The sequence below is a fragment of the Streptomyces pactum genome (genome assembly GCF_002005225.1).
Classification (GTDB): Bacteria; Actinomycetota; Actinomycetes; order Streptomycetales; family Streptomycetaceae; genus Streptomyces; species Streptomyces pactum_A.
Genome location: NZ_CP019724.1, coordinates 7931324 through 7948478, shown reverse-complemented (window position 1 = coordinate 7948478; position 17155 = coordinate 7931324). Strand labels below are relative to the sequence as shown.

1 protein-coding gene (only partly in view) is annotated in these 17155 nt (G+C 76.8%); it reads right to left on the bottom strand.

Translation table 11 applies throughout. From position 1 onward, the window contains the following. Window positions 1-10: 10 nt before the first annotated feature. Window positions 11-17155, bottom strand: partial view of a type I polyketide synthase gene (locus B1H29_RS38925; protein WP_055420171.1) — the 3' portion only. It continues 12486 nt past the right edge of the window; only the last 17145 of its 29631 coding nucleotides appear in the window; the start codon falls outside the window, past its right edge; the stop codon is at window positions 11-13.

The window sequence follows — 17155 nt, the reverse complement described above, 5'->3', positions numbered from 1 at the left end:
GATCTCTCCGTCAGTCCCGCTGTTCGTCAAGGTTGCCGTTGAGTGCCGCCTGCACCAGGTCGTCGACCTCCATGGCGTCGATGGACGCGTCGGACGCGCCCTCGGCGCCGGTGCCCCGCGGTGGTGCTCCGCTGTCGGCCGGGGTGGTCCCGGCGAGTTTCAGCAGCGGTTCCAGGACGCCGATCTCCCGCAGTCGGGCGACGGACACCGAGGCGAGGAGGGCGCGCAGGGCGTTCTCGTCGGTGTCCTGGCCGTCGTGGCCGTTTCGGCCGTCCTCGGGGAGGAGTTGGCCGAGGATGTGGCCGGCGAGGTCGGCGGGTGTGGGGTGGTCGAAGACGAGGGTGGCGGACAGGGTGAGTCCGGTGGCGGCGCCGAGCTGGTTGCGCAGTTCGACGGCGCCGAGGGAGTCGAATCCGAGGTCGCGGAAGGCCCGGTCGGGTCCGACGAGGTCGGTTCCGGTGTGGCCGAGGACTTCGGCGGCGCGTTCCCGCACCAGGGTGAGCACGGTCTGGGCGCGCCGGTTGCCGGGGAGCCGGGACAGCCGCTCGCGCAGGGCGGACCCGGTGCGTTCGGCGTCGTGTCCGGCGGTGGTGGCCGCGGCGGCCTGGGCGGCGTACGCGGGCATCTCGGCCAGCAGGCTGCTGGGCCGGACGGTGGTGAAGGCCCGTACGAACCGCTCGGCGTCCACGTCGGCGACGACCGCGACCGGATCGCCGCCGGTGACGGCCTGGCGTAGGGCCAGGACCGCCAGGTCGGGGTCGAGCGGCCGGATGCCGGTGCGCCGGGCGAGGGCGGCGGCCCGGTCGTCGCCGGCCATGCCGTCGCCGCCCCAGGCGCCGTAGGCGATCGAGGTGGCGGGCAGTCCTTCGGCGCGGCGCCGTTCGGCGAGGGCGTCCAGGACCGCGTTGGCGGCGGCGTAGTTGCCCTGGCCGGGGTTGCCGACGGCGGCGGACGCGGAGGAGAAGAGCGCGAACGCCTCCAGGTCCGGGCCGCGGGTCAGCTCGTCCAGGAGCAGCGCGGAGGTGACCTTGGCGCGGAACACGGCCGCGAACCGCTCGGGGGTCAGGCTGTCGATGACGCCGTCGTCGAGGACACCCGCGGTGTGGACGACGCCGGTGAGCGGCGCGTCGTCGGGGACGGCGGCCAGGGCGGCGGTGAGGGCGGCGCGGTCGGCGACGTCGCAGGCGGTGATGGTGACATCGGCGCCGAGTTCGGCGAGTTCGGCGCGGAGCTTGCCCGCGCCGGGCGCTTCTGGGCCGCTGCGGCTGAGCAGCAGCAGGTGGCGGGCGCCGGCGCCGGCCAGCCGCCGGGCGACGTGGGAACCGAGGGCGCCGGTGCCGCCGGTGACGAGCACGGTGCCGGTGGGCCGCCAGTCGCCCGGGGTGCCCGGCGTCACCGCGGCGAGGCGGCGGCCGAAGACGGCGCCCGGCCGGACGGCGAGCTGGTCCTCGCCCTCGGGGTCGGCGAGGACGGCCGCGAGGCGTTCGGCGGACCGGTCGTCGAGGGGGGCGGGCAGGTCGACGGTGCCGCCCCAGCGCTGCGGGTACTCAAGGGCGGCGACCCGGCCGAGCCCGTGCACGGCGGCCCGGTGCGGGGCGGGCACGCTCTCGCCCGGCGCGACGGCCACCGCGCCGTGGGTGAGGCACCACAGCGGGGCGTCGATGCCCGCGTCGCCGAGCGCCTGGAGCAGGGTGGCCGTCAGGACGGTGCCCTCGGGGGCCGCGGTGGCCTTCGCGTCGACCGGCACGGTGACCGCGGCAGCGGGTGCGCCCGCGGCGGTCGGCATGTGCACGGCCGCCAGTGCGTCGCCAACGACCGGTGCGTCCTCGACGACCGGTGCGTCCGCCGCAGTCGGCATGTCCGCGGTTGCCGGAGCGCCTGCGGCCGACGACACGTCCGCGGCGGCCGGAGCGGGGCCGGCAGCCGATATGACGCCCTCACCCGGCGCAACGCCGACGCCCGACGCGACGTTGGCAGCCGGTGCGAGGCCGGCAGCCGGTGCGGACTGGTCGGCCAGGGCGAGCAGGGAAACCACCCCGGCGAACGGGCCGTCGGCGGCGAGGCGTTCCCGCAGCCGGGCGGCGAGGTCGGCGCGATCCGCGCTCGCCACGTCCAGGCGGACGGCGTCTTGGCCGAGGACGTCCAGGACGCGGCCGGCCCACGGGTCGTCGGCGTGTCCGGCGGGCACCACGGCGAGCCAGGTGCCGGACGGCGTCCCGGTGGTGGCGCGCTTGAGGGGCCGCCAGGCGATGCGCCGGCGCCAGCCGTCCACGGTGGCCTGGTCGCCCTGCTTGCGGCGCCAGTCCCGCAGGGCGGGCAGGACGCGGGAGAGGGAGTCGCCGTCGACGCCGAGGTCACCGGCGAGCGCGTCGAAGTCCCCGTCCCGCACGGCGGCCCAGAAGGCACCGTCACCGGCTTCGGTGCCCGGCGCGTCCGGGGCGGTGGAGCCCGTCGGTGCCGCGTCCGGCCAGAACCGGCGGCGGCGGAAGGCGTACGTCGGCAGGTCGACGCGGGTGGCGCCGGTGCCGTCGAGGAGGGCGGGCCAGTCCAGGGGCTGGCCCGCCGCGTGCAGCCGGGCGACCGCGCCGGTCAGGGACCGCTCCTCGTCGCGCCCGGTGCGCAGCGCGGGGACGGCGACCGGGGCGGGCCGGTTGGCGTCGGTGACGGTGTCGAGGGTGTCCTGCGCGAGGGAGCACAGCACGCCGTCGGCGCCGAGTTCCAGGTAGCGGGTGGCGCCGCGGGCGGCGAGGGTGCGTACGCCGTCGCCGAACCGCACCGCGCGGCGGACGTGTTCGACCCAGTAGGCCGGGTCGCACACCTGCGCTTCGGTGGCCGGTTCGCCGGTGACGTTCGACACCAGGGGCAGCGTCGGCGCGGCGTACGACACGCTCCGGGTGACCCGGGCGAAGTCGTGCAGCATGGCGTCCATGTGCAGGGAGTGAAACGCATGGCTCACCCGCAAACGCCTAGTCTTCCGCCCGAGTGCCTCGAACTCGGCGGCCAGCGCGGTGACCGCGTCCTCGTCCCCGGAGACGACGACCGCCTCGGGCCCGTTGACGGCGGCGACGGACACCCGGTCGCCGAGGCGCGCGGTGACCTCCTCCTCGGTGGCGCGTACGGCGGTCATGGCGCCCCCGGCCGGCAGGTCCTGCATGAGGCGGGCGCGGGCGGCGACGACGGCGCAGGCGTCCTCCAGGGTGAACACCCCGGCGACGTGGGCCGCGGCGATCTCGCCGACGGAGTGCCCGGCGACGAGGTCCGGGCGGACGCCCCAGGACTCGACGAGCCGGTACAGGGCGACGCCGAGCGCGAACAGCGCGGGCTGGGTGTAGCCGGTGGTGTCCAGCAGGGCGGCCTCGGGGCTGCCCTCCGCGGCGAACATCACCTCGCGCAGCGGACGGTCCAGCTCCGGGTCGAAGCAGGCGAGTACGGCGTCCAGGGCCTCGGCGAACACCGGGTACCGGGCGTACAGGGCACGTCCCGCTCCGGGGCGCTGGGAGCCCTGGCCGGGGAAGAGGAACGCGGTGCGCCCGCCGGGGGCCGCGCGGCCGCGCAGCACGCCGGGCAGGGTGCGGTCCCCGGCGAGGGCGGCGAGCCCGGTGAGGAGTTCGGCCCGGTCGGCGGCGACGAGGACGGCGCGGTGCTCGAACGGCGAGCGGGTGGTGCCCAGGGAGAGCGCCAGGTCGGCGACGGACGGACCGGTGTGCGCGGGGTCCGTGCCGTCCCCCGCGGTGAGGTGGGCGTGCAGCCGGGCGGCCTGGCCGGCCAGGGCGTCGGAGGTGACGGCGGAGAGCATCACGGGCAGCGGGCCCGTCGCGCCGGCCGTCTCCTCCGTGCCGGTGCCGGGAGCGGTGTCCCGGTCGCCGTCGCAGGTGCGCGTGGTGTCGGCGGAGGAGGGCGTGGCGTCGGCCGGGGGCTGTTCCAGGACCACGTGGGCGTTGGTGCCGCTGGCACCGAAGGAGGACACGGCCGCCCGGCGGGCACGGCCGGTCTCCGGCCAGTCGGTCGTCCCGGTCAGCAGGCGCACCGCGTCCGGGTCCCAGGCGACGTGCGAGGAGGGAGTGTCGACGTGCAGGGTCCTCGGCAGCGTGCCGTGGTGCATGGCCTGCACCATCTTGATGACACCCGCGACGCCGGAGGCGGCCTGCGCGTGCCCGATGTTGGACTTCACGGAGCCGAGCAGCAGCGGGCGTCCGGGCTCGCGGTCCCGCCCGTAGGTGGCGAGCAGGGCCTGCGCCTCGATCGGGTCGCCCAGGGTCGTGCCCGTGCCGTGCGCCTCGACGGCGTCCACGTCGCGGGCGGCGAGACCGGCCGCGGCGAGCGCCTTGCGGATGACACGCTGCTGGGCGGGGCCGTTGGGGGCGGTGAGCCCGTTGGAGGCGCCGTCCTGGTTGACGGCGGAGCCGCGCAGGACGGCCAGGACGCGGTGTCCGCGCCGGCGGGCGTCGGAGAGCCGTTCCACGACGAGCATGCCCACGCCCTCGGACCAGGCGGTGCCGTCGGCGGATTCGGAGAACGCCTTGCAGCGGCCGTCCGGGGACAGGGCGCCCATCTCGCCGAACTCGACGAAGCCGACCGGGGTGGACATCACGGTGACGCCGCCGGCCAGGGCGATGGAGCACTCGCCGGAGCGCAGGGCCTGCGCGGCGAGGTGCAGGGCGACCAGGGAGGACGAGCAGGCGGTGTCGACGCTGACCGACGGGCCCTCCAGGCCGAGGGTGTAGGAGAGGCGGCCGGAGAGGAGGCTCGCCGACTGGGCGGTCTCCACGTGGCCCGACTGGCCGATCGCGGGGCGGTAGTCGCCGCTGCCGCCGCCGACGAAGACGCCGGTGTCGCCGCCGCGCAGGCCGGCCGGGTCGATGCCGGCCCGTTCCAGGGCCTCCCAGGCGGTCTCCAGCACGATGCGCTGCTGGGGGTCGATGACCAGGGCCTCGCGGGGCGAGATGCCGAAGAAGTCGGGGTCGAAGTCGGCGACGTCGTAGAGGAATCCGCCGTTGCGGGTGACGCTGCGGCCCCGGCCGTCCCGGTCCCCGGTCAGGAGCCGGTCCAGGTCCCAGCCGCGGTCGGTGGGGAAGCCGCCGATCGCGTCGGTCTCCGCGAGGGTGAGCCGCCACAGGTCCTCGGGCGAGCGTACGTCGCCGGGGTAGCGGCAGCTCATGCCGACGATGACGATCGGGTCGTCGGCCGTGGCGGAACCGGCGGCGGGCGCGGCCGCCGCCGGGCCGGTCTCCTCGCCGACCAGTTCGGTCAGCAGGTGCCGGGCGAGCGCGGTGGGCGTCGGGTAGTCGAAGACCAGGGTCGCGGGCAGGGTGAGTCCGGTGGCGGCGGCGAGCTGGTTGCGCAGGTCGACGGCGGTCAGGGAGTCGAATCCGAGGTCCTTGAAGGCCTGTTCGGCCGCGACCGCGTCGGCGCCCGGGTGGCCGAGGACGAGGGCTGCGCCCGTACGGACGACGTCGAGGACCTCCCGCAGGCGGTCGTGCTCCTCCAGGGGCAGTAGCCGGGCCCGCAGGGTCGCGGCCGTGCCCGTGCCGGCGCGGTCACCGTCGTCGGCCGTGCCGGGTACGCGCCGCACCTCGGGCAGCTCGGTGAACAGGCGGCCGGGACGGGTGCGGCTGAACGCGGGCGCGAACCGGTCCCACGCCACGTCGGCGACGGTCACCGAGGCGGGTGCGGACGGGTCGGCGGCGGCCTCGCCGACGATGGCGGCGAGCACGGTCAGGGCCCGGTCGGGGTCCATGGGCGGCAGGCCGTTGGCGCGCAGGTGGGCGGTGAGTCCGTCCGGTCCGGTGCCGGCCCAGGCACCCCAGGAGACGCTGACGGTGTTGGTGCCCTGGGCCCGGTGCTCCAGGGCGGCGGCCTCCAGGCAGGCGCTCGCGGCGGCGCCGTCGCCCTGGCCGCTGACGCCCCAGACGCCGGAGATGGAGCCGAAGACGACGAACGCGTCCAGCGTCCGGTCCCCGGCCGCGGCGACGAGCGCCGCGAACCGCGCGCGGGCGGCGTCCGGTCCGGCGGGCGCGCCGTCGTCACCGGTGTGGACGACGGCCCTGAGGGGACGGTCCTCGGGCAGGGCGTCGACGGCCCGGCGGAGGGCGTCGGCCACGTCCGGGCCGTGGATGTCGTCCGCGTCCGGACCAACGACACCGACCGCCTCGGGCCCGGGCGGAACGCCGGCGCCCGAGCCGGGAGCACCGGCCACGTCGGAGCCACGGAACTCACCCCCGCCCGAGCCGACGACACCGACCGCCTCGGGCCCGCGGGAGTCGCCCGCGTCCGGGCCCTGGACGACGGTGTCGAGCACCGTGCCCGCTGCCGCGAGGTCGGCGCGCAGGGCGTCGAGCGTCCCGGCGTCGGGTGCGGTGCGCATGGCCAGCAGGATGCCCGCGGCGCCGTCGGCGGCGAGCCGGCGGGCGACGTGGCCGCCGAAGCCGTCCGGTCCGCCGGTGACCAGCACGGTTCCGGTGGGCCGCCAGACGGCGTCCGGGCGCTGCGCGGCGGCGCGTACCAGCCGTCGGCCGAAGAGGCCGGAGGGGCGCAGGGCGAGCTGGTCCTCGGCGTCCGGTCCGGTGGCGCTCAGGGCGGCGCGGAGCCGGCCGGCGGAGCGGTCGTCCAGGACGTCGCCGACGTCCACGAGCCCGCCCCAGCGCTCCGGGTGTTCCAGGGCGAGTACCCGGCCCCGGCCCCAGACGGCGGCCTGGGCCGGGTCCGCGACGGCGTCGGAGCGGCCGACGCGGACCGCGCCCCGGGTGACGGTCCACAGGCGGCCGGTGACGCCGGCGGCGTCCAGGGCGCGCAGCAGCGCGTCGGGACGGAGCGCGGCGGAAGGCGCCCCGTCGCCGCCGGTGGCCGCCGCGAGGCAGAGCACGCCGGCGTACTCCGTGCCGTCGGCGGACTCGGCGAGGCGCGCGTCCAGGCCCGCGCGGCCGTCGCCGTCGTGTACCACCCGTACCGTGCCGGTTCCGAGCGCGGCGGCGAGGGCGTCGGCCCACGGGTCGCCGTCGAGGGCGGCGGGGAGCACGACCAGCCAGGGGCCGGACGGCTCGGGCGCGGTCGCGGCGGTGCGCAGGGGGCGCCATGTCACCCGGTACCGGTAGCCGTCCGCGAGGGACCGCTCGGAGATCTGGCGGCGCCAGGACGACAGGGCGGGCAGCACGTCCGACAGGACGTCGTCGTCGAGATCGAGCGTGGCGGCGAGGGACTCCAGGTCACCGCGTTCGACGGCCGACCAGAAGGCGGCGTCCGCCGGGTCCTGCGCGCCCGCCGCGGTACGGCCGGCGGGCTCGGGCCAGTAGTGCTCGCGCTGGAAGGCGTAGGTGGGCAGTTCGGTGCGGCGGGCTCCGGTGCCGTCGAACCACGGCGTCCAGTCCACGGTGGTGCCGGACACGTGGAGCCGGGCGAGCGCGGTGAGTAGCGCGGTCTCCTCGTCGCGGTCCTTGCGCAGCGCCGGTACGGACACCACCGTCGTGGCGCCGTCGGCGGCGGTGTCGGCGGCCGTGTCGGCGGTGGCGGCGTCGAGCACCTGGGCCGCCATGCCGGTCAGGATCCCGTCCGGGCCCAGCTCCAGGAACGCGTCGGCTCCGGCGCCGGCGAGGGCGCGCACACCGTCGCCGAAACGGACGGTCTCGCGGACGTGCCGTACCCAGTACTCCGCCGAACACAGCAGGTCCGGTCCGGCGACGGCGCCGGTCAGGTTCGAGACGACCGGCACGGAAGGCTCGTGATAGGTCAGTCCCTCGGCGACGCGGCGGAACCCGGCGAGCATCGGCTCCATCAGCGGCGAGTGGAAGGCGTGACTGACCGACAGGCGCCGGGTCTTGCGCCCCTCCCCCGCGAACCGCTCCGCCAGAGCCTGGACTTCGTCCTCCGCACCGGCGATCACCACGGCGTCGGGACCGTTCACGGCGGCGAGGGACACGCCCTGCGTCAGCAGCGGGCTGATCTCCGCCTCCGCGGCCTGTACGGCGACCATCGCGCCGCCGGCGGGCAGCTCCCCCATCAGCCGGGCTCGAGCCGCCACCAGCGTGCAGGCGTCCTCGAGAGACAGCACACCCGCCACATGCGCGGCCGTGATCTCACCGAGGGAGTGACCGGCCACGAACCGGGGGGTCACGCCCCACGACTCGACCAGCCGGTAGAGCGCGACCTCCAGCGCGAACAACGCGGGCTGCGTGTACGCGGTGTCATCGAGGAGGTAGGACGCGTCCTCGAACATCACCTCCCGCAGTGGCTGTTCCAGCTCCCCGTCCAGTCGCGCCAGTACGGCGTCCAGCGCCCGCGCGAACTCAGGGAACCGGGCGTACAACTCCCGCCCCGTCCCCGCACGCTGCGAACCCTGCCCCGAGAACAGCACCGCGAGGGTGCGCTCGACGGCAATCCCCCGCGCCACCTCGGACAGCCGGCCGTCCGCGTCCGCCAGCAGCACCGCCCGGTGCTCGAACACCGACCGGCCCGAGGCGAGGCTGTACCCGGTGTCGAGGGCGGGCACGTGCGGGCGTGCCGCGGTGAACGCGGTCAGCCGCTCGGTCTGGGCGGCCAGTGACCGGGAGGTGCGGCCGGAGAGGGGCCAGGGCGCCACGGTCGCGGTGACCTCCGGGGAGCCGTCCGACATGGACTCCGCGGCCGCCGGGTCGGGCTGTTCCAGGATGACGTGGGCGTTGGTGCCGCTGACGCCGAAGGCGGAGACACCGGCGCGGCGCGGCCGTCCGCGATCCGGCCAGGCGCGGGGCTCGCGGAGCAGGGAGACCGTGCCGGCGGACCAGTCCACGTGCGTGGACGGTGCGTCCACGTGCAGGGTCCGGGGCAGTTCCCCGTGCCGCAGCGCGAGGACCGTCTTGATGACGCCGGCCGCGCCCGCGGCGGCCTGGGTGTGGCCGAGGTTGGACTTGACCGTGCCGAGCAGCAGCGGCCGCCCGGGGTCGCGGCCCTCACCGTAGGCGGCGATCAGGGCCTGCGCCTCGATCGGGTCGCCGAGGGCCGTTCCGGTGCCGTGGGCCTCCACCGCGTCCACGTCGGCCGGGGCGAGCCGGGCGTCGGCGAGGGCGGCGCGGATGACGCGCTGCTGGGCGCGGCCGTTGGGGGCGGTGAGGCCGTTGGAGGCGCCGTCCTGGTTGACGGCGGCGCCGCGTACCACCGCGAGGACCGGGTGGCCGTTGCGGCGGGCGTCGGACAGGCGCTCCAGGACGAGGACGCCGGCGCCCTCGGACCAGGCGGTGCCGTCGGCGGACTCGGAGAACGCCTTGCAGCGGCCGTCCGTCGCGAGGCCGCCCTGGGCGGTGAACTCGACGAAGGCGTCGGGGCTGGACATGACGGACACGCCGCCGGCGAGGACGAGGGAGCACTCGCCGGAGCGCAGCGCGCCCGCGGCCATGTGCAGGGCGACCAGGGCCGAGGAGCAGGCGGTGTCGACGGTGACCGCCGGGCCCTGAAGGCCCAGGGTGTAGGACAGGCGGCCGGACATCACGCTGGCGGTGGTGCCGGTGGCGGCGTGGCCCTGGACGTCGGTGGTGCCGCGGCGCAGCATCGTGGCGTAGTCCTGGCCGTTGGTGCCGACGTAGACGCCGGTGGCGCTGCCGCGCAGGCGCCGGGGGTCGATCCCGGCGCGTTCGAGGGCCTCCCAGGAGGTTTCCAGCAGGAGCCGCTGCTGCGGGTCCATGGCGAGGGCCTCGCGCGGCGAGATGCCGAAGAAGGGTGCGTCGAAGAGGCCCGCGCCGTCGAGGAAGCCCCCCTCCAGGGTGGCGGAGCCGCCGCGGGCGAGGGTGTCCAGGTCCCAGCCGCGGTCGGTGGGGAAGCCGGAGACGGCGTCGCGTCCGTCGTGCAGCAGTGTCCACAGGTCGTCCGGGGACTCGACGCCGCCCGGGAAGCGGCAGCCCATGCCGACGATGACGACCGGGTCGTCGTCGGCGGGGCGGGTGTGGCCGCTCCCGGTGGCGCGGCCGTCGGCCGGTTCGGGCAGGGTGCCGGGGATCTCGGTGAGGAGGTGGGCGGCCAGGTCGCGGGTGGTCGGGTGGTCGTAGACGAGGGTGGCGGGCAGGCGCAGCCCGGTGGTGGCGTTGAGGGTGTTGCGCAGTTCGACGGTGGTCAGCGAGTCGAAGCCGATGTCGGTGAAGGCCTGGTCGGGTTCGACGGCTTCGGGGCCGGGGTGGCCGAGGACGGCGGCGACCTGGGCGCGGACGAAGTCGAGGACGTACCGCTCGCGGGCCGCGCCGGTGAGGGCGGCGACGTGCCGGGCGAGCACGGGCTCGGTGTCGGGGCTGCCGCCGGGGCCGCCGGTGGCGCGCAGGGCGGGCAGGTCGCGCAGGAGGGGCCGCTGGGCCGGGAGGACGGCGGCGTACCGCTCCCAGTCGATGTCGGCGACGGTGAGGGTGGTGTCGCCGTGTCCGACGGCGGTGTCGAGGGCGGCGAGCGCGTCGTCGGGGGTCATCGGCGTGAAGCCGCCGCGGCGGACACGGTCCTCGACGCCGGTGCCGGCGCCGGCCATGCCGGTGCCGGCCCAGGGGCCCCAGGCGATCGAGGTGGCGGGCAGGCCCCGCGCGCGGCGGTGCTCGGCGAGGGCGTCCAGGTAGGCGTTGGCGGCGGCGTAGTTGGCCTGTCCGGCCGAGCCCAGGCTGCCCGCGGTGGAGGAGAACAGGACGAAGTCGGTGAGCGGGAGGTCGCGGGTGAGCGCGTGCAGGTGGGCGGCGGATGCGGCCTTGGACCGCAGGACGGCGTCGAAGCGTTCGGGGGTGAGGGTGTCGAGGACGCCGTCTTCGAGGACGCCCGCCGCGTGCACGACGGCCGTCAGCGGGTGTCGCGGGTCGATGCCCGCCAGGAGCCCGGCGAGGGCGCCCCGGTCGGCGGTGTCGCAGGCGGCGACGGTCACGGCCGCGCCCAGGGCGCGCAGCTCGTCGGCGAGTTCGGTGGCGCCGGGGGCGTCGGGGCCCCGGCGGGAGGTGAGGAGCAGGTGGGGGGTGCCGCGTTCGGCGAGGCGGCGGGCGACGTGGGCGCCGAGTGCGCCGGTGCCGCCCGTGATCAGGACGGTGCCCTCGGGCGCGAAGGCCCGGGGAGCGGGTCCCTCCGGTGCGGGGTGGGGGGCGATGCGCCGGGCGTGGACGGCGGAGGGGCGGACGGCGAGCTGGGTGTCGTCGCCGGGGGTGGCGAGGACGTGGGCGAGCCGTCGTGCGGTCCGTTCGTCGAGGTGGGCGGGCAGGTCCACGAGGCCGATGCGGCGTTCGGGGTGTTCGAGGGCGGCGACGCGGCCCAGGCCCCACAGGGCGGCCTGCCCCGGGTGGGCGAGGTGGTCGGCGCGGCCGGTGGCGACGGCCTGGCGGGTGAGGAGCCACAGCGGTGCCGTGATGCCGGCGTCCCCGAGAGCCTGGAGGGCGGTGAGGCCGGCCCGGGTGCCGGCGACGCCGGCGGGGTCCGCCGGGTCGTCGGCGTCCTCGGGGGTGGTCGCGGTGAGGGCGAGCAGGGACAGGACGCCCGCGAAGCCGCCCTCCGCGGGCCGCAGTTCCCGCAGGGCGTCGGCCAGCGCGGTCCGGTCCCGGCCGTCGGTGGCCAGGTGGACGGCGTCCGGTCCGAGGACGTCCGGGAGCATGTCCGCCACCGGGTCCACCGGGTTCACCGGATCCACCGGATCCACCGGATCCACCGGGTCCACCGGGTCCACCGGGTCCACCGGGTCCGTGGGCCGCAGGACGAGCCAGGTGCCGGTGGGACGGGCGGTGGCGGCGCCGTCGAGCGGCTTCCACACGGCGCGGTGCCGGCGGGCGTCGGCGGCGGCCCGCTCGCCGCGGCGCCGGCGCCAGGCGGAGAGGGCGGGCACCAGGGTGGCGAGGGTGTCGTCGTCCAGCCCCAGGTCGGCGCCGAGGGCGGGCAGGTCGGCCCGTTCCACGGCGGCCCAGAAGGCGGTGTCCTGGCCGTCGCCGGCGGTCGTGGCGGACGGCGGCGCCTGGGTGGTGTCTGGCCAGTAGCGGCTGCGCTGGAAGGCGTAGGTGGGCAGGTCGACGCGGCGGGCGCCGGTGCCCTTCAGCGGCGCGGACCAGTCGACGGCGGTGCCGTGGACGTGGAGGCGGGCGAGGGCGGCGGTGAGGGCGGGGACCTCGTCGCGGTCCCGGCGCAGGGCCGCCGCCACGGCCTTCGGTGCGGCGCCGTCGGTGTCCCGCTCGTCGAGGGTGTCGCGGGCCGCGGCGGCGAGCGTCCCGTCCGGGCCGATCTCCAGGAAGGCGGTGACGCCCTGCCGGTCCAGGGTGCGGACGGCGTCGGCGAACCGGACGGTGGCGCGGACCTGGTTCACCCAGTGGCCGGGGTCGGTCAGTTCGTCCGCGGTGGCCAGTTCGCCGGTCACGGTGGACACCAGCGGGATGGCCGGCGGGTGGTAGGTGAGGCCGCGGGCGGTGCGGGCGAACGCGTCGAGCATGGCGTCCATGCGCGGTGAGTGGAAGGCGTGGCTGACCTTGAGGGCGCGGGTCCTGCGGCCCTGCTCGGCGAGGCGTGCGGCGACCCGGGCGACGGCGTCCTCGTCACCGGAGACCACCACCGAGCGGGGTCCGTTGACGGCGGCGAGGGCGACGCGGCCGGCCGTGTCGTCCAGCAGGGGCAGGACCTCGTCCTCGCCTGCCTCCACGGCGGCCATGGCGCCGCCGGCCGGGAGGGCGGCCATCAGGCGGCCCCGGGCGGCGACCAGGGTGCAGGCGTCGTCCAGGGAGAGGACACCCGCCACGTGGGCGGCGGCGAGTTCGCCGACGGAGTGGCCGGCGACGGTGTCGGGGACGGCGCCCCAGGACTCCACCAGCCGGTACAGGGCGACTTCGAGCGCGAACAGGGCGGGCTGGGTGCAGGCGGTGTCGTCCAGGCGGGCCGCGGCGTCGGTGCCCTCGTCGGCGAACAGCACCTCGCGCAACGGCTGGTCGAGTTCCCGGTCGAAGCGGGCCAGTACGGCGTCCAGCGCGTCGGCGAACACCGGGTAACGGGCGTACAGGGCGCGGCCCATGGCGGCGCGCTGGCTGCCCTGGCCGGTGAAGAGGAACGCGAGCCGGCCGCGGGCGGCGGCGCCGGTGACCAGGGCACCGTCGGGGGTGCCGTCGCGCAGGGCGGTCAGGGCGCGGAGCACGCCGTCGCGGTCCGCGGCCAGGAGGACCGCCCGGTGCTCCAGGGTGGCCCGGGTGGTGGCCAGCGAGTGGGCCAGGTCGGGCAGCGGCTGCTCAGGGTGCGCCCCGGTGTGTTCGAGGAGGCGTCCGGCCTGGGCGCGCAGGGCGGGCGCGGTACGGGCGGACAGGACGAGGGGGGCGCCGGCCGGGAGCGTGTCGGGGCCGGCGGCGGCCTGCGGCGCGTCGACGGCGGGGGCCGGGGGCTGGGCGTCGGTGGCGGAAGTCGGCGCGGTCCGCGGTACGTCGGCGACGGGCGCCGGAGTTCCGTGAGCCGGGGCCTGCTCGACGACGGTGTGCACGTTGGTGCCGCTGAGGCCGAAGGAGGAGACGGCGGCGCGGCGGGGGCGGCCCGTGTCGGGCCAGGGCACGGTGTCGGTGGCCAGGTCGATGGCGCCGGACGCCCAGTCGACGTGGGTGGACGGGGTGTCCACGTGCAGGGTGCGCGGGACGGTGCCGTGGCGCATGGCCAGGACCATCTTCATGACGCCCGCGATGCCCGAGGCCATCTGGGTGTGGCCGATGTTGGACTTCACCGAGCCGAGCAGCAGCGGCCGTTCGGCGGGGCGGTCCTGTCCGTAGGTGGCGAGCAGGGCCTGGGCCTCGAGGGGGTCGCCGAGCGCGGTGCCGGTGCCGTGTCCCTCGACCACGTCGACCTCGCCCGGCGTCAGACCGGCGTTGGCGAGGGCCTGGCGGATGACGCGGGCCTGGGAGGGGCCGTTGGGGGCGGTGAGGCCGTTGGAGGCGCCGTCCTGGTTGACGGCGGAGCCGCGGATGACGGCGAGGACGGGGTGGCCGTTGCGGCGGGCGTCGGAGAGCCGCTCGACGAGGACCAGTCCGACGCCTTCGGCCAGGCTCATGCCGTCGGCGCCCTCCGCGTACGCCTTGCAGCGGCCGTCGGGGGCCATGGCGCGCTGCCGGCTGAAGCCGGTGAAGGCGCTGGGGGTGGCCATGACGCTGACGCCGCCGGCCAGGGCGAGGCTGCTCTCGCCGTTGCGCAGCGACTGGCAGGCCAGGTGCAGCGCGACCAGCGAGGAGGAGCAGGCGGTGTCCAGGGTGACGGCCGGGCCCTCCAGGCCGAAGGTGTAGGCGAGGCGGCCGGACATCACGCTGGAGATGGTGCCGGTGATGAGGTGGCCCTCGGCGCCCTCGGTGGCGGCTCCGCCCGCCGTGTAGTCCTGGTAGCTGGCGCCGATGAAGGTGCCGGTGGAGCTGCCGCGCAGGGTGGCCGGGTCGATGCCGGCGCGTTCCAGGACCTCCCAGCCGGTCTCCAGCAGGAGCCGCTGCTGCGGGTCCATGGCGAGCGCCTCGCGCGGCGAGATGCCGAAGAAGGCGGCGTCGAAGTCGGCGACGTCGTGGAGGAAGCCGCCCTGGGTGGAGTAGGTGGTGCCGGGGCGGTCGGGGTCCGGGTCGTACAGGGCCTCGGCGTCCCAGCCGCGGTCGGCGGGGAAGCCGGTGATGGCGTCGCCGCCGGAGGCGACGAGGTCCCACAGGTCCTCGGGCGAGCCGATGCCGCCGGGGTAGCGGCAGCTCATGGCGACGACGGCGATCGGCTCGTCGTCGGCCGCGACGGTGGCGCGGAAGGCGGCACCGTCCTCGGTGCCGGGGCCGCCGACGAGGCCGCGCAGGTGGGCCACGAGGGAGAGCGGGTCCGGGTAGTCGAAGACCAGGGTGCTGGGCAGGCTGAGGCCGGTGACGGCGGCCAGCCGGTTGCGCAGGTCGACGGCGGTGAGGGAGTCGAAGCCGACATCGCGGAAGGCGCGCCGTTCGGAGAGCACGTCCGGGGAGGCGTGGCCGAGGACGGTGGCGGCCTCGGAGCGGACCAGGTCGAGCAGGAGCCGGTCCTGTTCGCCGCCGGGCAGCGACCGCAGCCGGGCGGTGAACTCGCCGCCCTCGGCGGCGAGGCCGGCGGACTCCTCGGTGAGCCGCCGTACGTCGGGCACGTCCTCGAACAGGGCGGTCGGCCGGGCGGAGGTGAACACCGGGTGGTAGCGGTCCCAGTCGACGTCGGCGACGGCGAGGACGCCCTCGTCGCCGTCGAGGGCCTGGCGCAGTCCCGCCAGGGCCAGTTCCGGGTTCATGAAGACGAGGCCGCTGCGGCGGATCTGGGTGGGGTCGACGCGGCCGAGTTTCATGTCGTCGGCCCAGATGCCCCACGAGAGGGAGGTGGCGCGGGCGCCGCGGGCGCGACGGTGTTCGGCGAGGGCGTTGAGGTGGGCGTTGGCGGCGACGTAGGCGGCGTGCCGGCCGCTGCCCCACATGCCGGCCGTGGAGGAGTACAGGACGAACGCGTCGAGCTGGTCGTCGTCGAGGAGTGCGTCGAGGTGGGCGGCGCCGGCGGTCTTGGCGTGCACGACCTTGGCGAAGGCGTCGAGGCCGGTCTCCTCGATCGACTGGAGTTCGATGACGGCGGCGGTGTGGAAGACGGAGCGTACGGTGCGGCCCTCGGCGGTGAGCCGGTCCAGCAGGGCGGCGACCGCGTCCCGGTCGGTGACGTCGCAGGCGGCGACGGTGGCGGTGCAGCCGCGGTCGGCGAGTTCGGCGACGAGTCCGGCCGCGCCGGGGGCGCTGTCGCCGCGTCGGCTGGTGAGCACCAGGTCGCGGGCGCCCTGGTCGGCGAGCCAGCGGGCCAGGTGGGGGCCGAGGGTGCCGGTGCCGCCGGTGACCAGGACGGTGCCGCGCGGCGTCCAGTCGGTGCCGCCCGAGGGGGCGGGGGCCGGGGTGACGCGGCGGGCGAGGACGCCGGAGGCGCGGACGGCGACCTGGTCCTCGCCGGTGGTGCCGGACAGGACGGCGGCGAGCCGTTGGGCGGCGCGATGGTCCAGGGTCTCGGGCAGGTCGACGGTGCCGCCCCAGCGCTGCGGGTGTTCGAGGGCGGCGGTCCAGCCGAGGCCCTGCACGAGGGCCTGGGCGGGGCGGGTGAGCCGGTCGGCTCGGCCGGTGGAGACGGCGCCGCGGGTCAGGGCCCACAGCGGGGCGTCGAGACCGGCGTCGCCGAGGGCCTGGATCAGGACGACGCTGAGGGCGAGGCCGGTGGGGAGCACCGGGTGGGCGGTGCCGGTGTCCTCGGCGGCGGCCAGCAGGGAGACGACGCCGGACGGTGCGGCCGTCGCGGGCAGCTCGCGCAGGCGGGCCGCTAGGGCGTCGCGGTCGGTGTCGGCGGCGTTCAGCGTCAGCGTGCGCACGTCGGCGCCGTGGGCGGTGAGCGCGTCGTGGACGGCGGTGGCGCCGTCGGGGTCGGCGCCGTCGGCGGTGACCAGCAGCCAGGTGCCTTCGAGGGTGGCGGAGGGCAGGGTGCCCAGTGGCTTCCAGGTGGCGCGGTACCGCCAGGAGCCGAGGGTGGAGCGGTCGCGGCGCTGCTTGCGCCAGGTGGACAGGGCGGGCAGGACGGGGGCGAGACGGTCGCGGTCCAGGTGGAGCCGGGAGGCGAGGGAGTCCACGTCCTCCTGCTCGACCTCGGCCCAGAACTCCTGGTCGGCGGGGTCGCCGTCACCGGCGCCCGGCGGGCGGGCGGCGACGGTCCACAGGTGCTCGCGCTGGAAGGCGTAGGTGGGCAGGGGTGTCCTGCGGGCGCCGGTGTCCGCGTAGACGGTGTGCCAGCCGGCGCGTCCGCCGCGCACCCACTGCTCGGCGAGGGAGGCCAGGAAGCGGTCGGTGCCGCCCTGATCGCGGCGCAGGGTGCCGGCGACGGCGACCGGGGCGCCGCTCTCCTCGGCGCTCGCCTGCACCGCCATGGTGAGCACGGGGTGCGGGCTGATCTCGACGAACACCGAGTGGCCGGTGCCGATCAGGGACTGTACGGCGTCGTCGAAGCGGACGGTCTGCCGCAGGTTGCGGTACCAGTAGGCGGCGTCGAGGCCGGTGGTGTCGAGGGTTTCGCCGGTGACGGTGGAGCGGAAGGGGACGCGGGACTCGCGGGGCGTGACGGGGGCGAGGAGGTCGAGGAGTTCGTCGCGCAGCCGCTCGACCTGCGGGGAGTGGGAGGCGTAGTCCACGGCGACGCGCCGGGCCCGCACGTCGCGGGCGGTGAACTCGGC